Raw genomic sequence first — 22321 nt, 5'->3', positions numbered from 1 at the left:
AATTACAGCCCGAGAGCGGGCAGAAGTTGATCAAAAGAGTCGAGTGTTAAATCGGGCTGGCTACGGGCAATCGGTTCGCCGTAGTTATAGCCAAAGGTCATGCCAATATTTGGCACGCCCGCCGCCTGAGCCGCCTGGATATCGTTACGCGAATCGCCAACAAAAAGCAGCTGGCCGGGCAGCACACCAAAGGTGCCCAATACCATAAAGATCGCCGCCGGATGCGGTTTCTTCACCGGCACATCGTCACCGCCGATAATCAGGGAGAAGGCCTCCGCAATGCCAAGCGACTGCAGCAGAGGCGCGACAAACGGCGTGGGCTTATTGGTGACAATCGCCAGCGGCAGACCGGCGCCCTGTAGCGCAGTCAGCGTCTGCTTCACCTGCGGGAACAGCGTGCTGCCCGCATCCACCGTGTCGGCATAATGTTTGTCGAACAGTGCACGCGCATCATGCTGCTCATCCGGCTGCGGCTCACGGCCCAGCGCGTAAGTCAGGGCGCGCGCCATCATGATATCGGCCCCGTTGCCAATCCAGGTCGAGACGCGCTCAAGGCCGGCCACCGGCAGGCTGAGATCTTTCAGCGTCCGATCGATCGCCTCAGCAAGGCCCGGCGCACTATCCACCAGCGTGCCGTCGAGATCAAATGCCAGTGCCCGGATATCAGTGAAAGGAGCCATTGGCTTTCTCCAGCTCGTTGCGCATCTCATCGATCACTTTTTTGTAATCCGGGTGACCAAAGATGGCTGAACCGGCGACAAACATGTCGGCGCCTGCCGCTGCGATCTGACCGATGTTATCAATCTTCACGCCGCCATCCACTTCGAGACGAATATTGTAACCGCTCTGGTCGATACGCTTGCGCGCTTCACGCAGCTTATCCAGCGTGCCGGGGATAAACGACTGGCCACCAAAGCCCGGATTCACTGACATCAGCAAAATGATATCCAGCTTATCCATCACGTAATCGAGGTAACTCAGCGGCGTCGCCGGATTGAAGACCAGGCCAGCTTTGCAGCCATGTTCTTTAATCAGCTGCAGCGTGCGATCGACGTGTTCACTGGCTTCAGGATGAAAAGTAATGTAGGTCGCGCCTGCACGGGCGAACTCGGGGATCAATGCATCGACCGGTTTAACCATCAGATGCACATCGATGGGTGCGGTGATGCCATAGTCGCGCAACGCTTTCAGAACCATCGGGCCCATGGTCAGGTTGGGCACATAGTGGTTATCCATCACGTCGAAGTGAACCACGTCGCCTCCGGCCTCCAGCGCTTTCGCGGTATCTTCGCCCAGGCGAGCAAAGTCCGCCGAAAGGATTGAAGGGGCCAGCAAATATTGTTTCATCCGATTCTCCCACTGTTGTGCGCCAGCCTTGCGGCTGGCGTAATGCGTTGGTCGCGGACGAAACAGGCTAGCTATAGAGCGCCAGCAGTTCGTCGACCTTAGTGCGACCGGCTATGCTTCGGCTAATGGAACGCCGGGCTTTGACCACATGTAACACTGCATCCTGATACCACAAACGCGTCAGTGCAGTGTCGTGGTTAGAAATCAGTACCGGAATCCGGTGTTCTGACGAGGCCAGCTGTGCCGCTAACGTTGCCAGATGCTGCTGCTCGCGCAGGCTAAAACTGTTGGTGTGATAAGCCGTGAAGTTCGCTGTCGCCGACAGCGGCGCATAGGGCGGATCACAATATACCACGGAGCCTTTACCAGCATTGGTCAGGGTAACATCGTACGATTCACAGACAAACGTCGCTTTTTGCGCGCGCTCGGCAAACCATAACAGTTCTGCTTCAGGAAAGTAGGGTTTGCGGTAGCGGCCAAACGGCACGTTAAATTCACCGCGCAGGTTATAGCGGCATAAGCCGTTGTAACAGTGACGATTAAGATAGAGGAAAAGCAGCGCACGCTGATAGGCATCAGTGCTGGTGTTAAATTCGGTACGACGCAGGTAATAGCAGACTTCGTTGTTCCCTTCCGGGGTAAACAGCAACTGCGCGTCACGAATAAAATCCGCCGTGCGCGTTTTAACAATGTTATAGAGATTGATCAGATCGCTGTTGATATCGGCAAGATGGTAGCGATCGAAGTCGGTGTTCAGGAACACCGATCCCGCCCCAACAAACGGCTCGATCAAACAGTCGCCTTGTGGCAGGTAGCGATGGATCTCTTCTACTAAGGGAAATTTTCCCCCTGCCCATTTCAGGAAAGCGCGATTTTTTTCATGCTGTCGTGGTTATTACATCTTATTGTGAGGCTGTGGCTGGACCGACAGCAGATCTGCGCTTAAAACGGGGCCAGTAACGCTGGCCCCACATCAATTACTGACTGGCTTCTTTCTTAACCTGGCTAACCGGTTTAACCCACGGATTCTGTGCACGCACTTCCGCTGGCAGCGATGCCACAGCGCGTTTGGCCTCCGCCGGTGTTGCGTATGATCCACTCACCAGAACGTACCACGACTGACCGTTGCGGGTGGTTTTGTAGACGTGATACGCACTCAGATTCTGTTTTTTCGCCCAGGCATTCAGGCTTTCTGCTTTGGAAGCCCCGCTCAGCTGCAGCGTGTAACTGCCGCCTGGCAGTGATTTGCTGGCTGAACTGCTGCCTGCAGCGCTGCTGCTCGCCGTGTTGCTGGTAGGTGTACGCGCCGGTGTCGTATGCGTTCTGCTGTCACTGGTCGCTGGCTTAGAGGCCGTTTTGTGCGCCGGTTCATGTGCAGGTCGCGTCTGAGTCGTGGCTCTGTCTGGCGTCTGACGGCTGGCCGGTGCTCTGACCGGATTCGCTGCAGTGCCCGCATTACCACTGACGGTGGCGGGCGCAGTCGGCAATGAGCTGCCATTTTGCGCGCCGGTCGCGGCACTGTCGATCTGCTGCTGCTGATTACTCAGCGCGCTATTGAGATCGCCCGGTAAGGTGACACGTTGCTGGTTTGCAGGCGTTTCAATCGGCGCAGCCTGGGTCGGCGTTGAGGCCACCGGCGGCATTGACACATCGCGCGGCGGGTTGCTGGTCGCGTCACCCTGGGTTGCCGCAGCGTTCCCGGTTGCCGCTGGCGTGGTTTGTCCGCCGGACATGGAGGAGGAGCCGGTCAGATCGATGTTTTTCTCGCTGTTGGTTCCGCCGCCAGTGGCAGGCGTGTTAGCGCCGTTACTGCCGGTGGCAGGTTTTTTATCGTCCGGGCCATTCAGCGCCGAACCAATACCCAGCACCAGTAACAGCAGCACCAGAATCCCGACGCCCATCATGATGCGCTGGCGCGAAACCGGTATTTTGGCTGCGGTAGACGGCTTACGTGGGCGCGAGGGACGACGGTCACTGGCGTCAGGTTTTAACTCGTCTTCCGGTTTGAACTCATCCATTTTGCCTCCTCCGTAAAGCGGCATTCCGCACTGCGCACCCTGCGCGCCGCGTCACCACTTAACTGCTAAATATCAAGATGCCTGGCAATCGTTAATTGCAGCCAGCACCATATCATGAGCCACGCCGCCACGCACTTCAGAGCGGCCAATCGACAACGGAAGCACCAGCCGTAATTCACCCGCCAGCACTTTCTTGTCGCGCATCATATGGGGCAGATAGATCTCTGCGCTCATCGCCTGCGGTCCCTGCACCGGTAAACCGGCACGCTGCAGCAAGGTGATGATACGTTCAGTCTGTTCCGGGCTGAACTGCCCCAGGCGTTCGGCGGTGCGCGCGGCCATCACCATGCCCGCCGCAATCGCTTCGCCATGCAGCCAGTTGCCGTAGCCCATGTGCGCTTCAATCGCGTGACCAAAGGTGTGCCCCAGATTGAGCAGTGCGCGCTGTCCGGTTTCCCGCTCATCGGCAGCCACCACGTCGGCTTTTAATTCACAGCAGCGGCGGATGCAGTAAGCGAGTGCCTGTTCATCCAGCGCCAGCAGTGCATCAAGATTCTGCTCCAGCCACTGGAAAAACGCACCATCAAGGATGATGCCGTACTTGATCACTTCAGCCAGACCGGATGCCAGTTCACGAGCCGGTAGTGTCTGCAGACACGCCGTATCAATCACCACCGAAGCGGGCTGATAAAACGCGCCAATCATATTTTTGCCGAGCGGATGGTTTACGGCTGTTTTGCCGCCAACCGAAGAGTCAACCTGCGACAGTAAGGTGGTCGGCACCTGAATAAAGCGCACGCCACGCTGATAACTGGCCGCAGCAAAACCGGTCAGATCGCCAATCACGCCGCCGCCTAAAGCGATCAGCGTCGTATCACGACCGTGCGGTTTTTGCAGTAATGCGGTGAAGACCTGATCCATCACGGCCAGCGTTTTGTACTGCTCGCCGTCGGGTAAAATCACCTGATCCACTTTCACACCCGCCGCCGTCAGCAGCGCCGACAGTTTGTCGAGATACAGCGGTGCCAGCGTCTGGTTGGTCACCACCATGGCGTTTTCGCCCGCGGTCAGCGGCCAAAAAGAAGCCGGATCGTTAAACAGTCCGGCGGCGATAGTGATGGGGTAACTGCGTTCCCCCAGTGAGACGGTGATCTTCTCCATGATGCTCGATACCTGTTAAAGAGCCTTCGAACGTTGGATCAACTTTTTTCCAACATGTGGATAATCTGATTCGCCACCACTTTCGCACTCTGATCATCTGTGCGAATCGTGACGTCGGCGATCTCTTCATACAGCGGATTACGTTCGCCAGCCAGCGCTTCAAGCACTTCACGCGGCGGTGAATCCACCTGCAGCAACGGACGTTTTTTGTCACGTTGTGTGCGCGCCAGTTGCTTTTCGATGGTGGTCTCAAGATAAACCACAACGCCGCGGGCGGAGAGACGATTACGCGTTTCCCGGGATTTGACGGAGCCACCGCCTGTCGCCAGGACGATGCCTTGCTTTTCAGTCAGTTCGTTAATGATTTTTTCTTCGCGATCACGAAAGCCAGCTTCGCCTTCGACATCAAAAACCCAGCCCACATCCGCTCCGGTGCGTCGCTCAATTTCCTGATCGGAATCGAAGAACTCCATGTTGAGTTGCTGAGCCAACTGACGACCAATAGTGCTTTTGCCGGCACCCATCGGCCCAACCAGAAAGATATTGCGTTTCTCTGCCATTTTGTCGGTATTACTAAGAATTCGTTAATGATACCCCGCGTTCAGCATTAGCTGGCGGGACAGGAACTGAGACCTCATGAGCATTAGCAAGAGTCAGACGAAAAATTATCTCAACACTCAAGGCTGTTTGGCAACCGATTATATTGCCTGCAGCAAATCCATTTCTGAATTGGCCCGTGGTTCGCGAAACTGTAACGCGCCAGCGCTGCGTCTTTACAACGCTGCTCACAGAGGAATTTTCTGATCTGTTTGCTGGGATTTACCCAACCTAGACGGTTACACCGTATTGAAAATCGCTAAACCTTGTAAGCTAATTCCTGTCCTGCGTCAAATCGGATGGCCGTCTGGGACCTATTTTCCGTTTTATCCAGCCGTAAGCGCTGCTTCCCTGACCAATCGCGGCGTAATGAAGATCACCAGCTCTCTTTTTTTGCGCTGCTCAGACTGCTGACGAAACAGCCCGCCGATCAGCGGCACCTTTCCCAGTATCGGCACCCGATTTTCTCCCCGGGTTCGCTGCTGCTGAAAGATGCCGCCCAGCGCCAGTGTCTCCCCGTCCCTGACCGTTACCTGGGTTTCAATCTCCTGTTTATCAATCGACAGCACCTCATTGTCACCGGTTTTAATATTGCGGCCCGGCATATTCTGACTGATATGAATTTTAAGCTGGATACGCCCCTGGCCGGAAACGCTGGGCGTGACCTCCATCCCCAGCACCGCTTCTTTAAATTCAACACTGGTTGCGCCGCTGTTACCGGCCGAGACCTGATAAGGAATCTCAGTACCCTGTTTGATCGAGGCCGTTTGCTGATGAGAGGTAAACAGACGCGGACTGGCAATAATTTCGATCTGATTTTCCTGTTCCAGCGCGCTTAGCTCCAGATCCAGCAGCTGGCCGCCAATGCGCGCGAGCGTCATGCCAACGCTCGCGCCTGGCGACCTCACTGCCAGCGGAATCGCCAGCCGCGGATGATGAAGCGCCTGGGTGACTGCCGCGTCACCGGCCTGTAGTCCCCAGTTGACGCCGAGTTCATGTAAATGCTCTTCACTGATGGTAACGATGTGTGCCGCCAGCTCAATTTGCTCCAGCGGCAGATCGAGCGCCTTTAGCCAGCGCTCCGTCTCCTGTAACGCCGCAGCCGTATCACGTATTAACAGTGTGTTGGTGCGTTTATCCACCGTGACGCTACCGCGTGGCGTCATCAATGACTGACGCTCACCCAGCAGGCTACGGTGTATCTCGCTGGCGCTGGCATAATGCAGCAGCACTGCACGCTGTTGCAGCGGCGCCTGTTGCAACCGATCTTTCTGCTCTTCATCGCGGGTCAGCCGCTGCGCCTGCTGCCAGCTTTCCGGATAGACCAATAACACGTTCTCGTGCTCGATCAGCGTCAGCTTTGCCATACGTGCGACCAGCTCCAGTGCCTGATGCCACGGCAGATCATCCAGCCGCAGCGACAATGATCCCGCGACTTCCGGCGCGATAATCAGGTTGATCTGCTGGTAGTCGGCCAGGGCCTGTAAAATGCGCTCAACCGGCGCGTTATCAAATGCCAGGCTGAGACGTTGATCGTCAGCGGCGTGGGCCGGCAACAGGCAGCAGAGTGCCAGCCATAACGTCAGAATCCTTTTCATGCGAAGCTCCTGCTAAATAAAATGCGGTACGTTGCGCACTGCAGCTGTTCCTGACCGCCAGGGTCAGGCTGCGCCGGTCAATGTCGCTAAGCTGCCACGGTGCCAGTGCCAGCGATTGCCTGGCCCGCACCACTATCACTTTTCCCTGCGGCGTCACCAGCAAGGCATGGAAGCGGGAGGGCCGTCCAATGATCCCTTGCAGTTGCCAGCCGGTTAGCAGCGCCACCGGCGGCAGGCAGATTGCACCCGCAACCGGATGAAACGGATCGCGCGCCAGCGTGCTGCTGCAGCACAGCAGTAAAATCAGCAGACTACGGCGCATCGTCAGGTTCCAGCCAGAGTTGCACCACCAGATGCTGCGGCTGCGCAAGCACCCGAAAACGCGCCGGGAAAGGGGCCGCAGCCTGGGCAAGTTCAGCAAACAACGGCTGAAACGACTGCCATTGCAGATGCAGCGTCAGGGTGCGGGGCCGGGCATCGGGTTGCCACTGTTCAAGCTGGCCGCGCCGTGACGCAAGGACCGTTTCCACCCCCTGAACAGAGGTCACCGCTGAAGGAGGTGCAGCCTGGGTTAAGAGCTGTGCCTGCAACAGCGCGTTCGGCGGATTCTGGTGCCATTGCCGCTGGCGCAGCTGCAACTGGCTCATCAGCTGTTGCAGCTTCTGCTGTTGGGTTACCAGCGTCTGTCGCTCCGGCCGCAGCCACATCAGCCAGCACAGTATCAGTAGAGCGGATGCGACTGCCGCCAGCGTACCGTAGCGTGGAATCTTGTTCATCTGCCACCAGCTCACCCACCACTCACTCATGATTCACCGCCTGAAGCTGCGCACGCAGGGTAAAACGATACCCCCCACCAGGCTGACGCTGCACGCTGCCCTGCTCCACCCGGCCGAACAGCGTCAGGGCAGCCAGTTGCTGACGAAACTGCAGGATTGCCTGCACATCCTGCGCCTGACCCTCCAGCGAGAATTGGCTCTCTCGCTTCTCAAGCTGGTTCAGCCAGACGGTGTCGGGCAGCAGCACCGGTAAATCCAGCCAGAATTGCTGCCAGGCAGCCCGCTGCGTTGCCTGTTGCTGCGCCTTCTCCCGCTGCTTTTGCTGCGCCGCAAGCTGTTCCAGTAACGCTTTTTGCCGGGCTAAACGTGACATCAGATCGTCCAGTGCCGCCTGCACCGTTGCGGTCTCTGCGGCGACCTGCTGCTGTACGCGATGCAGCCGCCAGATCTGAAGCATCACCAGCAACAGCAGGCTGACCGTAACGCCTGTCAACACCACCAGGCTTTGTCGCCGCTGTTGCGCCGCCTGCCGCTGGCGCCACGGCAGCAGATTGACCGCTACCATCAGCAATCCTTAGCCCGCAGCGCCAGACCGGTCGCCAGCGCAAACGCACCGGGATTGGCGGGTAACGGTGGCTGCTGAAACGGAATCAGATCGAAGGGTGAGAAAGGCATCGCGGCGGCAGGCCACGCCACGGATTGTGAGGCGCAGACCAACAGCAGTGAGGCCTGTGGGAAAGCCTGTTGCTGTAATGCCTCAAGCGAAATCGCGTCGCCTGCATCCGCAGCGGTCTGACCGTCGCTCCACAGCCAGCGCTTTTCCTGCTGCATAACCAGCACCGATCCGGCAGTCAGCCGGGCCTGTTGTGCCAGTCGTTTCAGCGCCTCGGTGGTCAGCTCAAAGACCTGCGGCGTTAACCCAGCCTGCCGCAGCGGTGCTGCCCACTGTTCAATCATCTCCAGCCGTGCGGCAGTGACGCAGAGCTGACCGCTCTGCGCATCCGGCCGGTAATCCAGCGCCAGCGCATTGGGTTCCAGCGGGAAAAGCCGTCGTGCCGCCGCCTGCACATAGTGACCCAGCGCCGGCTCGCTGAGCGGCTGCGTCGGAAGCGGCAGCGATCGCTGTAACACCAGCTGGGCCGGCAGCCCGACGCGCAGGGAGTAGCGTCGTGGCAGGCGCTGTCGCCAGGCAGTTAAGGCCGCCAGTAATTCAGGCGAAGATTGCAGCACGCCGTTTCTTAACGTATCTTGCGGCAGCCGCTGCTGCCACCAGTGGCGTAGCTGCCAGCCATCACGTTGAGGCTGGAGGGCCAGGGCACAAATCTGCCTATTCTGAATATCCAGCCCAATTTGCCAGGTATGAAAAGCCATGCGCGCGATCTCCTTATCGTCCCGGAAAAATGGACATATCAAAGCGTCTGGCTTGCCTTTATACTACCGCGCGGTTGTTTATAAACTGCTCAAACGACAACAGATGGGAAATTCCAGGTGAAGTTCGTAAAGTATTTATTGATCCTTGCAGTGTGTTGCATGTTGTTGGGAGCAGGCTCGATTTATGGTTTGTACAAATACATAGAGCCCCAGTTGCCCGATGTGAACACGCTGAAAGATGTGCGTCTGCAAACGCCGATGCAGGTTTACAGCGCTGAGGGCGAGCTGATGGCGCAATACGGTGAAATGCGCCGTATTCCTTTAAAGCTGCAGCAAATCCCACCTGAGATGGTGAAAGCCTTTATCGCAACCGAAGATAGCCGTTTTTATGAGCATCACGGCGTCGATCCGATTGGCATCTTCCGTGCCGCCAGCATTGCGCTGATCTCGGGCCATGCTTCGCAGGGCGCCAGTACCATTACTCAACAGTTGGCGCGTAACTTCTTCCTGAGTCCGGAACGCACGTTGATGCGTAAAATAAAGGAAGCGTTTCTGGCGATCCGCATTGAGCAGCTGCTGAATAAAGATGAAATTCTTGAGCTTTACCTGAATAAAATCTACCTCGGCTACCGCGCTTATGGCGTCGGTGCCGCCTCGCAGGTCTATTTTGGTAAGCCGGTCGACCAGCTGTCACTGAGTGAAATGGCGATGATTGCCGGTCTGCCGAAAGCACCGTCGACCTTCAACCCGCTCTACTCGCACAGTCGCGCGTTATCACGTCGCAACGTGGTGCTGGCGCGTATGCTGGATCAGCATTACATCACGCAGCAGCAGTATGACGAGGCGCGTAATACCCCGCTGGTGGCGAAGTATCACGGTCCGGAAATCGCCTTCTCCGCCCCTTATCTCAGTGAGATGGTGCGTCAGGAGATGGTGAAACGTTACGGTGAAAACGCTTATACCGACGGTTACAAGGTTTACACTACGGTGACCCGTCGCCTGCAGCAAGCGGCGCAGACGTCGGTGCGCAACAACGTGATGGCCTATGATATGCGTCACGGCTATCGCGGCCCGACCAGCGTGTTGTGGAAAGTTGGCGAACCGGCCTGGGATCAGGCGCAGATCGAGAAGGCGCTGAAGACGCTGCCGGTCTACGGCCCGCTCCAGCCAGGCGTTGTCACTGAAGCACGAAGCGATGAAGCGACCGTGATGATGAAAGATGGCAGCAATGTCTCGCTGACATTAGCCGGGGTTCGCTGGGCTCGTCCTTATAAGTCTGACACCGTACAGGGCCCGACGCCAAAAAGCGTGAGCCAGGTTTTACAGCCAGGCCAGCAGATTTGGGTACGCAAAGTGGATGATGCGTGGTGGCTGGGCCAGGTACCGGATGTTAACTCGGCGCTGGTTTCCCTCGATCCGAATGACGGCGCCGTACGGGCGCTGGTCGGTGGCTTTGATTTCAACCAGAGCATGTTTAACCGCGCCACTCAGGCGCTGCGTCAGGTCGGGTCGAATATCAAGCCCTTCCTCTATACGGCCGCGATGGACCGTGGTCTGACGCTGGCCTCGATCCTCAACGACGTGCCGATTTCACGCTGGGATGCGGGTGCCGGTGCCGACTGGCGTCCGAAAAACTCCCCGCCGACCTATGATGGCCCGATTCGACTGCGTCAGGGATTAGGCCAGTCGAAGAACGTAGTGATGGTACGTGCGATGCGTGCGATGGGCGTCGATTATGCCGCAGAGTATCTGCAGCGTTTCGGCTTCCCGGCGCAAAACATCGTGCATACCGAATCACTGGCGCTGGGTGCGGCCTCGTTTACGCCGTTACAGGTGGTTCGTGGTTACTCGGTGATGGCCAACGGCGGCTTCCTGGTTGATCCTTATTTCATCAGCCGGATTGAGAATGAACAGGGCGGTGTGGTGTTTGAAGAGAAACCGAAAATTGCCTGTCCGCAGTGCAATCTTCCGGTGATCTACGGTGATACCAAAAAGGCGCTGGCGCTGAATGAAGAGAGCGTTGAAAATGTGGCGGCGTCGGACAAAAACCGGAATCAGGCGGTACCACAGCCGGAGCTGGAGCAGGTGCCTGTCCCGCCTGAGCAGGGCAACTATGCGCCGCACGTGATCAACACCCCGCTGACTTTCCTGATCAAGAGCGCGCTGAACTCGAATATCTTCGGCGAACCAGGCTGGATGGGCACCGGCTGGCGTGCGGGTCGTGACCTCAAACGTAATGATATCGGCGGTAAAACCGGTACCACCAACAGCTCGAAAGATGCCTGGTTCTCTGGTTACGGCCCGGGCGTGGTGACCTCGGTGTGGATTGGCTTTGACGATGCCCGCCGCAATTTAGGCCGCAGCACGCTGTCAGGAGCGATTCCCGATCAGATTTCTGGCTATGAAGGCGGCGCGAAGAGCGCACAACCGGCATGGGACGATTTCATGAAGAGTGCGCTGGAGGGGGTGCCGGTTCAGCCGTTAACACCACCGGAAGGCGTGGTGACGGTGACCATCGATCGCAGCACCGGTAAGCTGGCGAATGGCGGCGGCAATACCCGTCAGGAGTACTTCATTGACGGTACCCAGCCGACCGAGTACTCGGTGCATGATGTAGGCACCACCATTATGGATAATGGTGAGAGCCACGAACTCTTCTGATGTAAAACGCAGATTAAAAAAGGCCGACAGATGTCGGCCTTTTTTATGCGGAATTTTTCACTCAGTACTGAAGACGCCCCTGCTTCACCAGCCATTCGCGCGCCATAAACAGCGCACTGACGTTACGCGCCTCGCGGAAATCGGGCTCCTGTAACAGAGATAACATATCGCTCAGCGGCCAGCGGTGAACAATCAGTGGTTCTGGCTCATCGCCTTCCAGCTGCTCGGCATACAGCCCTTCCGCGATCACGATATTCATTTTGCTGGAGAAGTAAGACGGGGCCATGGTGAGTTTGCCCAGCGGGGTCAGCTCACCTGCGCCAAAGCCCACTTCTTCTTTGAGTTCACGGTCAGCGGCCTGATTCACCGTCTCACCGGCATCGATCAGACCTTTGGGAAACCCAAGCTCGTAGGTTTCCAGCCCCACCGCATATTCCTGAATCAGAATCAGATGATCGTCAATAATCGGTACAATCATGACCGCCTCACGTTCTGAGGGTTTCATCCGCTCATAGACGCGCCGCGCACCATTGCTGAAGGCAAGATCGACCGATTCAATGGTAAACAGCCGTGAACGCGCCACAGCGGTTACATTGAGGATGTCAGGTTTTTTTGGATTTTTCATATCAGCCTCAAATTTACTGCACCGGCTCTCAGGAACGAATTAGCATACCTAACCGCAGTCAATTGTGCGACAGTCAGACCATAAGGTTATCATTTCATCCCCATACTCACCGGATAACAGCCTGGGCTTATCAGTAAGACAAAATTTACATTAGTCAATATATCGAGATCAGTTTCAGATAATACCGATATTTAATTCAGTCTCAGACGGTTACCATTCGGGCAAGGCAGGGTTTAACAATTGCTAATTAAATGATTTACAGCGCTATTTTTTTGTCTGTATGACTCGTCAGAGTTGTTTAATCCCCCACAATTTGTCTTAAATAGTGGGCGTATCCGGGAGCATGAGTTTAAAGTGAAGGCAGCATTTTGGCTGAATTGAGCAGAGCATGAGCACAATCTTTACGATATTGGCCATAGTGCTAACCTGTTCAATCCTGGCAGGCATTGGGTTTTGGTACGCTATGCGGCATCGTCCGCCGTTGGCGAAACCGCTGCCATTTATCAGTCCGCCCTGCCGCAAGCTGTCCGATCAGGAGCGTAAAGCGGTAGATAAGTATGTTGCTGCGCTGGAAAAGCAGCCGCGTACCGCCGTCACCACGGATAAACGAACCGCGCCTGAACGTCTGACCCTGACCGCACAAAGTAATAATGTCTATCCGGTCACGCGTGCGATTACCCGCTACGGCCTGTCAACCGACGATCCCCATAAATGGCGCTACTATCTCGACGAAGTCGAAGTGCATCTGCCGCCGTTGTGGGAGCAGTACATCACTGATGAAAACTACGTTGAACTGATTCGCACTCAATCTATTCCGCTGGTGATCTCATTAAACGGTCATTCGCTGGTCGATTACGCCGTTGATCAGCAAAACCTGCCGACGCTGATGCGCCCGGTCTCGACCAATGCCTCTATCCGCAAAGCCGAAACCGAGAGCGTTGAGCTGCTGAAGGTGCGCAAAGAGACGCCGGAAGAGTATCGCCTGTCGCGTCCGGATGGCACGCGTGAGGCGGTGATTATCTCGCTCGCCCTGTTGTTGTTGTTCTTCAGCCTGCTGGTGCCGGCCACACTCATGATCTGGCTGGTGCTGGCCGGCGCGGCGATGATCGTCGCCAGCCTGTGGCTGCTCTATCGCATTCCGGGTGAACGCGGCCTGCGTGACATTCACTGTCTGCGCGGCGCACCTAAGCGCTGGGGCCTGTTCAGTGAATCCAACCAGGAGCAGAGCAATATCACGCTGGGGATTATCGATCTCGCTTATCCGCCCCACTGGCAACCCTACGTGGCACACGATCTCGGTCAGGTGACCGACGTGGAAATCTACCTGAACCGTCAGGTGGTGCGTCAGGGTCGGTTCCTGTCACTGCAGGATGAGGTGAAAAACTTTCCTATTCAGCGCTGGCGTAAAAACGTGGTGCTGGCCTGCGGATCGCTAACGGTGCTGGCCTTGCTGGTGACGTGGATCCCGCTCAGTATGCCGATTAAACTCAGCCTGGCCTGGGCCAGGGGCACCGACAGCCTGGAAGTGAGCAGCGTGGACAAGCTCAGCGGCGTCACCCTGAATATCGGTGACAACCTGAAAGTGACCGGCAATGGCATGTGTTCCGTACCGGATAACTACCAGAGCAATCGCAGCTACGCCTTTATGCCGTTCGACTGCTCAGCAGTTTACTGGAATAACGCTACACCGCTGCCGCAGCCGCAATCGGACATCATTGATAAGGCTGCTGCCCTGCTGGAGACCACCACCCGGCAGCTGCACCCGGAAACCAGCACCGATCCCAAGCTAAATCCGCAACTGGCGTCAGCGATTCAGAAATCCGGCATGATCCTGCTGGACGATTTCTCCGATCTGGTGATGAAAACCCAGGATTTGTGTAATCAGCCGCAGGATTGCGTCCGGCTGAAGAATGCACTGGTGAATTTAGGCAATGCGAAAGACTGGGAAGCGCTGGTGCGCCGTGCCGATTCCGGCCAGCTGAACGGTATGAATGTGTTGCTGCGCCCGGTGAGTGCCGAAGCGCTGGAAAATCTGGTGAATACCGCCACCTCGACCTTCTTCTTTCGCGAAACCCGCCGGGCAGCGGAAAACCTCAATAGCCCACCGCCGGGCGGCTTCCTGATTATCAGCGATGAGGGCCGCCAGCTAGTGAATCAGCCTCAGCCAACGGTCTCGCTGTTTGACCTCGATCCGCCGTCGCAATGGCGCGAGCTGCAACGGATGTCCGCCATGCTGCTGCATACGCCGTTCAGCGCCAGTGGCATCATCACCAGCCTGTCGACCGATGCCAACGGCACGCGGCACATTGCGCTGCATAATGAGCCGGATGCGATGGCGCAATGGCGCTATCTCGGTACCGCGCTGCTGCTGCTGGTGCTGGTGACCTGCGCGCTGATCAACGGACTGCTGGCCCTGCGCCGTATGCACCGTAATCGTCAGCGGATGACCGACATCCAGCACTATTACGACAAGTGCTTCAACCATAACCTCGGCACTTTGCAGGGTGTGCGCTCGTTATTCTGAGCCCTGCCCTTCTGTGCTACCCTGTCGCCCGGTTTTTACAGGGTGAGACACCATGACGTTTGACTGGTCTGAGATTGATACCGTACTGCTGGATATGGATGGCACGCTACTGGATCTGGCGTTTGATCGTCATTTCTGGCTGGAGCATGTGCCTGCAATACTCAGCCAGCAGCGCCGCATCACCCTGGCGGAAGCGGATCAGATCATCGCGGAAAAGTATCAGGCCGTAGCCCATACGCTAAACTGGTATTGTCTGGATTACTGGGCGCAGGCGCTGGCGCTGGATATCCGCACCATGACCTGGGAACTGCGCAGCCGCGTGGCGCTTCGCCCCGATACGCTGCCGTTTCTGCAGGCGTTGCGACGCGCAGGCAAGCGCACCATCCTGCTCACCAACGCGCATCCTTACAATCTGGACGTCAAACTGGCGCAGACCGGTTTAGCGCCACACCTTGATTTATTACTTTCTACCCATACTTTTGGGTATCCGAAAGAAGACCAACGTTTATGGCAGGCGGTACAACAGCACACCGGCTATTGCGCACGGCGTACGCTGTTTATCGATGACAACGAAGTGATTCTGGATGCGGCGAAGTTAGCGGGCATCGGCTGGTGCTTAGGCGTGAATAATCCCGATTCGGGCCGTCCTGAGCAAATCTTCGAGCGTCACGTCGCGGTGAGCGATTTCCAGACGCTGATCTGAAGCAGGAGCAGCAATGAAAGAGAAAAGCAGCGAAGGCGTGCGCCTCGATAAGTGGTTGTGGGCAGCCCGCTTTTATAAAACCCGTGCGCTGGCGCGCGAGATGATTGAAGGCGGCAAAGTGCATTACAACGGTCAGCGCAGTAAACCCGGTAAGCTGGTGGAGTTGGATGCGGAGCTGACCCTGCGGCAGGGCAACGATGAACGTACTGTGGTGGTGGCAGAAATCAGTAGTCAACGCCGTCCGGCCAGCGAAGCCCAGCAGCTCTACCGGGAAACGGATGCCAGCATCGAAAAACGCGAGAAAGTGGCGCAGGCGCGCAAGATGAATGCCCTGACGATGCCACATCCCGATCGGCGACCAGACAAGAAAGAGCGTCGCGATTTGATGAAGTTTAAATTATCGGGCGATGAGTAGCGCCGTCTTTACTGACGCGTCACCGCCCCGCCCCAATGAGAGAAAAAAATATGTCAGTCCAGGATCAACTGCACCGTTATCTGTTTGAAAATGCCGCGGTACGTGGCGAGCTGGTGAACGTCTCCAACACCTGGCGCGAAACCGTGAAGAACCACGACTATCCGGCGGCGGTGAATACCCTGCTGGGTGAGATGCTGGTCGCTACCAGCCTGCTGACCGCCACGCTGAAGTTTGACGGCGAAATCACCGTGCAGTTGCAGGGTGACGGCCCGTTATCCCTGGCGGTGATTAACGGCAACAACAACCAGGAACTGCGCGGCGTAGCGCGGTTCAAAGGCGATATTCCGGCCGACAGCACGCTGAAAAGCATGGTCGGTAACGGCTATCTGGTGATCACTATCTCTCCGGAGAAAGGCGAACGCTATCAGGGCGTGGTCGGGCTGGAAGGCGAAACGCTGGCCGAATGCCTGGAAGATTACTTTATGCGTTCCGAGCAGCTGCCGACGCGGCTGTTTATCCGTACCAGCGAGAAAGGCGCAGCCGGTATTCTGTTGCAGGTGATGCCAGCGCAGGAGACCGGGAAAGAGGCGTTCGACCATCTGGCGACGCTGACCGAAACCATCAAAACCGACGAGCTGATCGATCTGCCGGCCAATGAAGTGCTGTGGCGTCTTTATCATCAGGAAGAAGCGACGGTCTACGATCCGCAGCCGGTGATCTACAAATGTACCTGTTCGCGTGAGCGTTGTGGTGAAGTGCTGAAAACGCTGCCGCAGGAAGAGGTCGATGAGATCATCGCTGAAGATGGCAAAATCGACATGCACTGCGATTACTGCGGCTCAAACTATGTGTTTGATGCGGTGGATATTGCCGGCATCCGTAGCCATTCGCTGGAAAACAGCGACCGTCTGCACTGATTTATCGGGCGGCATTCGCCGCCCTTTCCCTCCCCGCTCCGCCTATCCCCATAATTTTCCTGAGAAATTATCTTTTTTTTACTTTCATAACATCTTCAAAACGTTCGAAACATAGTCTTAACGCGCCCTGAGTCGCATTTTTTAGATCACCAGACTTTTTCCCGAAACGCAGAGGAGTAAACTGCGCGCGATCGTGCATCCGCCCATCATCCCGAGGCAGATGCCTGAACCGGCGCGCTATCCGGACGCGGCACGCTGGCGACGCGCTGTAAATCTTCAGCGAGGGTGCCCGGCGGCACGATCCCAACCTATCTCTGCTTTGCAGAACAGACACCGATTTAAGGAGCAGTAAAATGCGCGTTAACGGCCTGACCTCGCAAGACCTTGCCGCTTTGGGGATCGTGGATACCACGGAAGTGGTCTACAACCCTGATTACGATACGCTGTTTCAGGAAGAGACACGCCCGGACCTCGACGGTTTTGCACGCGGCACCCTGACGCAGAGCGGCGCGATTGCTGTCGATACCGGCATTTTCACCGGGCGATCGCCAAAGGATAAGTACATTGTGCGTGACGACACCACGCGCGATACCTTGTGGTGGAACGATCAGGGCACCGGCAAAAATGACAATCAGCCGCTGTCGCAGGAGACCTGGAACGCGCTGAAAGCGTGCGTCACCCGGCAGCTCTCCGGCAAACGTCTGTTTGTAGTGGATGCCTTCTGCGGTGCCAATGCTGATTCCCGTCTGAGCGTGCGCTTCGTCACTGAGGTGGCCTGGCAGGCGCACTTTGTGAAAAACATGTTTATCCAGCCGGATGAGGCGGAGCTGGCCGGTTTCACGCCCGATTTCGTGGTGATGAACGGCGCAAAATGCACCAACCCGGACTGGCAGGCGCAGGGGCTGCATTCAGAGAACTTCGTTGCCTTCAACCTGACCGAACGTATGCAGCTGATCGGCGGCACCTGGTACGGCGGTGAAATGAAGAAAGGGCTGTTTGCCGTCATGAACTACCTGCTGCCGCTGAAAGGGATTGCTTCAATGCACTGTTCCGCCAACGTCGGCAAAGCGGACGATGTCGCGGTGTTCTTTGGCCTCTCTGGCACCGGCAAAACCACGCTCTCTACCGATCCTGACCGTCAGCTGATTGGCGATGATGAGCACGGCTGGGACGATGACGGCGTATTTAACTTTGAAGGCGGCTGCTACGCCAAAACCATCAATCTTTCTGAGCAGGCCGAGCCGGAGATCTACCGGGCGATTCGCCGCAATGCGCTGCTGGAAAACGTGGTGGTGCGCGAAGATGGCAGCGTCGATTACGCCGACGGCAGCAAAACAGAAAATACCCGCGTCTCCTATCCGATCAACCACATCGACAATATTGTGCGGCCGGTCTCCAAAGCAGGCCACGCGAAGAAGGTGATCTTCCTGACCGCTGATGCCTTTGGCGTGCTGCCGCCGGTCTCCCGCCTGACGCCTGAGCAAACCCAGTACCATTTCCTGTCGGGCTTTACCGCTAAACTGGCGGGCACCGAGCGCGGCGTCACCGAACCGACCCCGACCTTCTCCGCCTGCTTCGGCGCCGCGTTCCTGACGCTGCATCCGACGCAGTACGCAGAGGTGCTGGTGAAGCGAATGGAAGCCGCCGGTGCGCAGGCTTATCTGGTAAATACCGGCTGGAACGGCAGCGGCAAACGTATCTCCCTGAAGAATACCCGCGCCATCATCAACGCGATTCTGGCCGGTGAACTGGATGATGCGCCGACGGAAACGCTGCCGATTTTAATCTGCAGATGCCGGTGAGTCTCGGTGAACTGGATGCGGATACGCTCGATCCGCGTCTCAGCTGGGAAAGCGAGGGGAAGTGGACGGCGGCCGCCGAGGGTCTGGCGCAGCGGTTCATTGATAATTTCGCCAAATATACCGATAACGCGGCGGGTGCGGCACTGGTTAAAGCCGGTCCGCAACGCTAAAAAAACCGGCGCGGTATTCATTCCGCGCCGGTTTTATCAGCCTGAGACGCTGTTGCTGCTGGTGTTGTGGCTCAGCGCCAGGGTTTCCACTAACGGCAGCCAGGCACGAATCCGTAATCCCCCGCGTTCGCTCTCGCCAATCTCCAGCGATCCCTGATGCGCATCGATAATTCGTTGCACAATCGCCAGTCCCAGCCCGGTACCGCTGGTGCTGCGGGCGCTGTCACCGCGCACAAACGGCTGGAACAGATGCGCCAGTTGATCCGGCTTGATGCCCGGCCCGTCATCTTCCACCTGAAACCAGGCGCGATGCAATTCCCGTCCGCTACTGACCTTGATCCAGCCATTACCGTAACGCGCCGCGTTGACCACCAGATTGGCCAGTGCTCGTTTGATCGACAGCGGATTGATATCCAGCATCAGCTCTTCCGGCATCACCGCATTTTCAATCTCACGTTCATAGCCACTTTCGGCGGCGACCACCTCACCCAGTACGCTGTTGAGATCGGCACGCTCAGTCTGCATCTCCTGGCCGGTACGCAGGTAGTCGATGAACTGCTCAATGATGGCGTTGCACTCTTCGATATCTTTATTGATCGACTCGGCCAGATAGCCATCCTGCTCGCTCATCATCTCGGTGGCGAGACGAATGCGGGTCAGCGGAGTACGCAGATCGTGGCTGACGCCCGCCATTAACAGCGTGCGATCATCCGCCAGCTGCTTCACGCCAGCCGCCATCTGATTAAAGGCGCGGGTGACCGATCGCACCTCCGAGGCGCCATATTCGCGCAGCGGCGGCGGAATAATGCCGCGCCCGACCTGCAGGGCGGCGTGTTCCAGATCCACCAGCGGTCGGTTCTGAATACGGATAAACAGCCAGGCCCCGCCGATCGCCAGCAGCATAATTGCCAGGGTGTAGCGGAACAGTGGTGAGAAGTCGCCCTGATGAATCTCGGTCAGTGGTACCCGCACCCAGATGTCTGGTGACAGCCAGGTTTTCAGCCAGACCACCGGGGAGTTCTTGTTTACTTCAACCCGCACGTCAGTTGGACCACCGAGCTGCTGGCCCATCTGCTCGCTCAGGAATTCATAGTGCTGCGCCCATCGCAATCCGCTCTCCTCTGCTGCTGCATTGGTATAGAGCGAGATCCCCAGTTCGCGGTAGATTTCCCGGCGAAATGCCGGTGGCACTTCCAGCTGCGTGCCATCCTCCAGCTGCAGCCGGTCGGTCATCAGCATACGCACTTCGTAGGCCAGCACCTTATTGAACTGTTGCAGACTGGGAAGAATGGCGAAGTTCAGCACCACCAGATAGGTCGTGACCAGGCTGACAAACAGCAGGGTCACGATCAATAGCAAGGTGCGGGCAAACGAACTGCGTGGCGAGAAGCGCAGTCGCCTCATGCTTTACTGCCGTCCGGCACAAAGACGTAGCCCAGGCCCCAGACGGTCTGGATATAACGCGGATGCGCCGGATCCTCTTCCACCATGCGGCGCAGGCGGGAGATCTGGACGTCGATCGAACGTTCCATGGCGCTATATTCACGACCACGTGCCAGGTTCATCAGCTTGTCACGCGACAGTGGCTCACGCGGATGGCTGACCAGCGCTTTCAGCACCGCGAACTCACCACTGGTCAGCGGCATTGGCTCATCTTCGCGGAACATTTCGCGGGTACCGAGGTTAAGCTTGAACTTACCAAAGGCGATGACCGCCTCTTCCTGTGAAGGCGCGCCCGGCAGTTCATTAGCCTGACGACGCAGCACCGCCCGGATACGGGCCAGCAGCTCACGCGGGTTAAACGGTTTCGGAATGTAGTCATCCGCGCCGATTTCCAGCCCGACAATACGATCCACTTCTTCGCCCTTGGCGGTCACCATAATGATCGGCATTGGGTTGCTCTGACTGCGCAGACGTCGACAGATCGAGAGGCCATCTTCGCCTGGCAACATCAGATCGAGCACCATCAGATGAAAAGATTCACGGGTTAACAAACGGTCCATCTGCTCGGCGTTAGCAACACTGCGCACCTGAAAGCCCTGCTCGGTGAGATAGCGTTCAAGCAGTGCACGCAGACGCATATCATCATCGACGACCAGAATTTTGTAGTTCTCTTGCATTTTCAACTCCCAAAGGCGCTATTGCCTGAGCCAATATTGTTAAAAAAAGATGCCTTATAGTGACAGTCATTAATGGTTTATATTCTAGCCAAAATTGTTACAAAGCATATTAAACAGCAGGTTATATTTAATTTATGCGTATCAGGGCCAGGATATAACCCTTTTTACGGCGTCATAAATGCGTTACGGCAATTCCGAAATATTGGCGAAATTTCTCTTCATCGCTGGCGTCAGAAGCATGCCAGCATTTATTCAGTGAGCAATTTCAGCAGGTTACCAGATAATTTGACTTAAACATCAGCCATCATTATTGATTAGCTCCAGATAATCTACAGCATTGCATGATTCACAGCATAAAATTCCAGCAAACAGCTTATTCCCGCCTGACTTCTCTCGGATTAATTTGATTCACCTTACCTGCAAGGCCATTGAAAATTAAAGTGCTTTAAATCAATCAGTAAACCCAACTTTTTCGCCCCGAAAAATTTCAACCAGACTGCGCTGGCATCAATGATCGTCTCAACGGGGATACACTATGAAAAAAACAATTTTACTGCTGAGCGCGCTGGCATTTGCGAGCGTCAGCCCGGTTTATGCCGCTACCGCTACCGGTGAAGCGGCGGGCGCTCTGGCGACCACCACCGCCCAGGGCAACTCAAATGCGATTGGCGTGGGCGCGGTTGCGGCACTGCTCGGCGTAGCGCTGGCTACAGCGGGCGGTGGCGGAGACGGACACGGCAGCAGCACCTCAACCACCACGGCGACCCACGCTGGAAAATAATTTTATCGTCCTGTTTAATACCTTTAGTAAATACTCTGTTTCAGAATACGATTTTGCGCTCACCCCTTTCGCCGCCGGGGAAGTCAACGTGGGTTTTAGACTTTAAAAACCCTTCCCCGACTCTTTTTTGCCACGCCCCCTTTGCCTTACACTGACGCTCTTTGATTCTCTCTGGCCGATGCAGCATGAAAACCCGACTGATTACCCGCGAAGGCTTCGATAAGCTGAAAGCAGAACTCGATTACCTGTGGCGTGAAGAGCGACCGGAAGTGACTAAAAAAGTCACCTGGGCTGCCAGTCTCGGCGACCGCAGCGAAAATGCTGATTATCAGTACAACAAAAAGCGTCTGCGTGAAATTGACCGTCGCGTTCGCTATCTGACCAAAAGCCTGGAGCAGTTGCGGATTGTTGATTATTCACCGCAGCAGGATGGCAAAGTGTTCTTTGGTGCCTGGGTGGAAATTGAGAACGATGATGGTGACCTCAAGCGCTTCCGTATCGTCGGCTATGATGAGATTTTTGGCCGCAAGGATTACATCTCAATCGACTCGCCCATGGCGCGCGCTCTGCTGAAAAAAGAGGTCGGCGATGCCGCTACCGTTGCGACGCCAGCCGGTCCGGCGCTGTGGTACGTCAACGAAATCCGCTATCAGGAATAGCGATTCAGAATATCGCTGAAAGCCGCCCGCATCTCTGGCAATTTCAACCATCAATCCGTATAACTGTCCGCTATTT

Annotated in this window: 20 protein-coding genes and 2 pseudogenes; 8 read left to right on the top strand and 14 right to left on the bottom strand. The window is 56.5% G+C overall.

Going from position 1 to position 22321, the window contains the following annotated elements:
* Window positions 1–2: 2 nt before the first annotated feature.
* From HA41_RS07465 to pilM, 11 genes and pseudogenes are all read right to left on the bottom strand, one after another.
* Window positions 3–680, bottom strand: coding sequence for a phosphoglycolate phosphatase (locus tag HA41_RS07465; protein WP_094120241.1), 678 nt, complete (start codon window positions 678–680; stop codon window positions 3–5).
* On the bottom strand, window positions 664–1347 hold the full coding sequence (gene rpe, locus HA41_RS07460; protein ID WP_031376791.1) for a ribulose-phosphate 3-epimerase: 684 nt from the start codon (window positions 1345–1347) through the stop codon (window positions 664–666). The genes HA41_RS07465 and rpe overlap by 17 nt, the downstream gene beginning before the upstream one ends.
* Window positions 1348–1414: 67 nt before the next feature.
* A pseudogene (gene dam / locus HA41_RS07455) lies at window positions 1415–2227 on the bottom strand (adenine-specific DNA-methyltransferase); the annotation flags it as partial.
* Between the two features lie 97 nt (window positions 2228–2324).
* On the bottom strand, window positions 2325–3365 hold the full coding sequence (locus HA41_RS07450) for an SPOR domain-containing protein (RefSeq protein ID WP_094120239.1): 1041 nt from the start codon (window positions 3363–3365) through the stop codon (window positions 2325–2327).
* A gap of 72 nt (window positions 3366–3437) precedes the next feature.
* Window positions 3438–4526, bottom strand: a complete 1089-nt coding sequence (gene aroB / locus HA41_RS07445; protein WP_094120238.1) for a 3-dehydroquinate synthase — start codon at window positions 4524–4526, stop codon at window positions 3438–3440.
* 38 nt (window positions 4527–4564) lie between these two features.
* The gene (gene aroK, locus HA41_RS07440; protein WP_003852989.1) at window positions 4565–5086 is read right to left on the bottom strand and encodes a shikimate kinase AroK; all 522 of its coding nucleotides are present in this window, start codon (window positions 5084–5086) and stop codon (window positions 4565–4567) included.
* 363 nt (window positions 5087–5449) lie between these two features.
* Entirely contained in the window at window positions 5450–6721 is a 1272-nt protein-coding gene (hofQ, locus tag HA41_RS07430; RefSeq protein WP_094120237.1) for a DNA uptake porin HofQ, read from the bottom strand.
* A complete protein-coding gene (locus tag HA41_RS07425) occupies window positions 6660–7043 on the bottom strand; it encodes a HofP DNA utilization family protein (protein ID WP_094120236.1) in 384 nt (127 codons plus the stop codon). The genes hofQ and HA41_RS07425 overlap by 62 nt, the downstream gene beginning before the upstream one ends.
* On the bottom strand, window positions 7033–7527 hold the full coding sequence (locus HA41_RS07420; RefSeq protein ID WP_094120235.1) for a HofO family protein: 495 nt from the start codon (window positions 7525–7527) through the stop codon (window positions 7033–7035). Before HA41_RS07420 ends, HA41_RS07425 begins: the two co-directional genes overlap by 11 nt.
* Window positions 7520–8062: a PilN domain-containing protein gene (locus tag HA41_RS07415; protein ID WP_094120234.1), complete on the bottom strand. Its 543-nt coding sequence runs from the start codon at window positions 8060–8062 to the stop codon at window positions 7520–7522. The genes HA41_RS07420 and HA41_RS07415 overlap by 8 nt, the downstream gene beginning before the upstream one ends.
* Complete coding sequence (gene pilM / locus HA41_RS07410) at window positions 8062–8868, bottom strand: type IV pilus biogenesis protein PilM (RefSeq protein ID WP_094120233.1); 807 nt, start codon at window positions 8866–8868, stop codon at window positions 8062–8064. Before pilM ends, HA41_RS07415 begins: the two co-directional genes overlap by 1 nt.
* A 117-nt stretch (window positions 8869–8985) precedes the next feature.
* Between pilM and mrcA the strand changes: the two genes are divergently transcribed.
* A complete protein-coding gene (gene mrcA, locus HA41_RS07405) occupies window positions 8986–11529 on the top strand; it encodes a peptidoglycan glycosyltransferase/peptidoglycan DD-transpeptidase MrcA (RefSeq protein WP_094120232.1) in 2544 nt (847 codons plus the stop codon).
* A 61-nt stretch (window positions 11530–11590) separates the two neighbouring features.
* Here mrcA and nudE read toward each other — a convergent pair whose 3' ends face one another.
* Window positions 11591–12154: an ADP compounds hydrolase NudE gene (nudE, locus tag HA41_RS07400; protein ID WP_094120231.1), complete on the bottom strand. Its 564-nt coding sequence runs from the start codon at window positions 12152–12154 to the stop codon at window positions 11591–11593.
* A gap of 388 nt (window positions 12155–12542) precedes the next feature.
* Here nudE and HA41_RS07395 point away from each other — a divergent pair, with 388 nt between their 5' ends.
* The 5 genes and pseudogenes from HA41_RS07395 to pckA all read left to right on the top strand — a co-directional run bounded on the left by HA41_RS07395 (window position 12543) and on the right by pckA (window position 18685).
* Window positions 12543–14678: an intracellular growth attenuator family protein gene (locus tag HA41_RS07395; RefSeq protein WP_094120230.1), complete on the top strand. Its 2136-nt coding sequence runs from the start codon at window positions 12543–12545 to the stop codon at window positions 14676–14678.
* Between the two features lie 52 nt (window positions 14679–14730).
* Window positions 14731–15381: a GMP/IMP nucleotidase gene (gene yrfG / locus HA41_RS07390; RefSeq protein WP_094120229.1), complete on the top strand. Its 651-nt coding sequence runs from the start codon at window positions 14731–14733 to the stop codon at window positions 15379–15381.
* Window positions 15382–15394: 13 nt separating this feature from the next.
* Window positions 15395–15796: a ribosome-associated heat shock protein Hsp15 gene (gene hslR, locus HA41_RS07385; RefSeq protein WP_094120228.1), complete on the top strand. Its 402-nt coding sequence runs from the start codon at window positions 15395–15397 to the stop codon at window positions 15794–15796.
* A 50-nt stretch (window positions 15797–15846) separates the two neighbouring features.
* Window positions 15847–16713: an Hsp33 family molecular chaperone HslO gene (gene hslO / locus HA41_RS07380; protein ID WP_094120227.1), complete on the top strand. Its 867-nt coding sequence runs from the start codon at window positions 15847–15849 to the stop codon at window positions 16711–16713.
* A 353-nt stretch (window positions 16714–17066) separates the two neighbouring features.
* Window positions 17067–18685 (top strand): annotated as a pseudogene (gene pckA, locus HA41_RS07375) (phosphoenolpyruvate carboxykinase (ATP)).
* 36 nt (window positions 18686–18721) lie between these two features.
* Here the strand turns inward: pckA and envZ are convergent.
* On the bottom strand, window positions 18722–20089 hold the full coding sequence (envZ, locus tag HA41_RS07370; protein WP_094120226.1) for a two-component system sensor histidine kinase EnvZ: 1368 nt from the start codon (window positions 20087–20089) through the stop codon (window positions 18722–18724).
* Entirely contained in the window at window positions 20086–20805 is a 720-nt protein-coding gene (ompR, locus tag HA41_RS07365; RefSeq protein ID WP_001157751.1) for an osmolarity response regulator transcription factor OmpR, read from the bottom strand. Before ompR ends, envZ begins: the two co-directional genes overlap by 4 nt.
* Before the next feature lie 535 nt (window positions 20806–21340).
* Here ompR and yjbE point away from each other — a divergent pair.
* Together yjbE and greB are read left to right on the top strand one after the other, a co-directional pair.
* Window positions 21341–21586: an exopolysaccharide production protein YjbE gene (yjbE, locus tag HA41_RS07360; protein WP_094120225.1), complete on the top strand. Its 246-nt coding sequence runs from the start codon at window positions 21341–21343 to the stop codon at window positions 21584–21586.
* Between the two features lie 185 nt (window positions 21587–21771).
* Window positions 21772–22245 (top strand): transcription elongation factor GreB, encoded by a 474-nt coding sequence (gene greB, locus HA41_RS07355; protein ID WP_094120224.1) that lies wholly within the window; start codon window positions 21772–21774, stop codon window positions 22243–22245.
* Window positions 22246–22321 lie beyond the last annotated feature (76 nt).

Origin of the sequence: Pantoea conspicua, assembly GCF_002095315.1 — a bacterium.
Lineage (GTDB): Bacteria > Pseudomonadota > Gammaproteobacteria > Enterobacterales > Enterobacteriaceae > Pantoea > Pantoea conspicua.
The sequence above is the reverse complement of the archived record's forward strand: the minus strand, read 5'-3'. Positions and strand labels throughout refer to the sequence as shown.

Coding starts and splice junctions, on each gene's coding strand:
- HA41_RS07465 (WP_094120241.1), bottom strand. CDS start 680: ATGGCTCCTTTCACTGATATCCGGGCACTGGCATTTGATCTCGACGGC.
- rpe (WP_031376791.1), bottom strand. CDS start 1,347: ATGAAACAATATTTGCTGGCCCCTTCAATCCTTTCGGCGGACTTTGCT.
- HA41_RS07450 (WP_094120239.1), bottom strand. CDS start 3,365: ATGGATGAGTTCAAACCGGAAGACGAGTTAAAACCTGACGCCAGTGAC.
- aroB (WP_094120238.1), bottom strand. CDS start 4,526: ATGGAGAAGATCACCGTCTCACTGGGGGAACGCAGTTACCCCATCACT.
- aroK (WP_003852989.1), bottom strand. CDS start 5,086: ATGGCAGAGAAACGCAATATCTTTCTGGTTGGGCCGATGGGTGCCGGC.
- hofQ (WP_094120237.1), bottom strand. CDS start 6,721: ATGAAAAGGATTCTGACGTTATGGCTGGCACTCTGCTGCCTGTTGCCG.
- HA41_RS07425 (WP_094120236.1), bottom strand. CDS start 7,043: ATGCGCCGTAGTCTGCTGATTTTACTGCTGTGCTGCAGCAGCACGCTG.
- HA41_RS07420 (WP_094120235.1), bottom strand. CDS start 7,527: ATGAGTGAGTGGTGGGTGAGCTGGTGGCAGATGAACAAGATTCCACGC.
- HA41_RS07415 (WP_094120234.1), bottom strand. CDS start 8,062: ATGGTAGCGGTCAATCTGCTGCCGTGGCGCCAGCGGCAGGCGGCGCAA.
- pilM (WP_094120233.1), bottom strand. CDS start 8,868: ATGGCTTTTCATACCTGGCAAATTGGGCTGGATATTCAGAATAGGCAG.
- nudE (WP_094120231.1), bottom strand. CDS start 12,154: ATGAAAAATCCAAAAAAACCTGACATCCTCAATGTAACCGCTGTGGCG.
- HA41_RS07395 (WP_094120230.1), top strand. CDS start 12,543: ATGAGCACAATCTTTACGATATTGGCCATAGTGCTAACCTGTTCAATC.
- yrfG (WP_094120229.1), top strand. CDS start 14,731: ATGACGTTTGACTGGTCTGAGATTGATACCGTACTGCTGGATATGGAT.
- hslR (WP_094120228.1), top strand. CDS start 15,395: ATGAAAGAGAAAAGCAGCGAAGGCGTGCGCCTCGATAAGTGGTTGTGG.
- hslO (WP_094120227.1), top strand. CDS start 15,847: ATGTCAGTCCAGGATCAACTGCACCGTTATCTGTTTGAAAATGCCGCG.
- envZ (WP_094120226.1), bottom strand. CDS start 20,089: ATGAGGCGACTGCGCTTCTCGCCACGCAGTTCGTTTGCCCGCACCTTG.
- ompR (WP_001157751.1), bottom strand. CDS start 20,805: ATGCAAGAGAACTACAAAATTCTGGTCGTCGATGATGATATGCGTCTG.
- yjbE (WP_094120225.1), top strand. CDS start 21,341: ATGAAAAAAACAATTTTACTGCTGAGCGCGCTGGCATTTGCGAGCGTC.
- greB (WP_094120224.1), top strand. CDS start 21,772: ATGAAAACCCGACTGATTACCCGCGAAGGCTTCGATAAGCTGAAAGCA.